This is a genomic window from Neisseria sp. P0024.S006 (genome assembly GCF_051956595.1).
In the GTDB taxonomy this organism is placed as follows: domain Bacteria; phylum Pseudomonadota; class Gammaproteobacteria; order Burkholderiales; family Neisseriaceae; genus Neisseria.
This window is the reverse complement of record NZ_JBQCXH010000100.1, coordinates 1-202: the sequence shown is the minus strand read 5'-3', so window position 1 is coordinate 202 and position 202 is coordinate 1. Positions and strand designations below refer to the sequence as shown.

1 protein-coding gene is annotated in these 202 nt (G+C 57.9%); it reads left to right on the top strand.

Features of this window, described 5'->3' with window-relative positions:
• The coding region (locus tag ACTHUF_RS11475) for a hypothetical protein (protein ID WP_440407788.1) at positions 1-202 on the top strand (202 nt) is incomplete at both ends.

The window sequence follows — 202 nt, the reverse complement described above, 5'->3', positions numbered from 1 at the left end:
GCCCGTACCGAAGTTGCCGCCGGTACCAACATCAAAGACGTGGTGAAAACCGTCGGCGCCAACGGCCAAGACGTTTACACCGTCAACGCCAAAGGCACGACCGCGAGCGCAGGTTCGAACAAAGTGACCGTCACTGCTTCAGCAGAAGACGCGAACAACGTGACCGACTACAGCATCGACTTGGCGCAAGACACCAAAGACG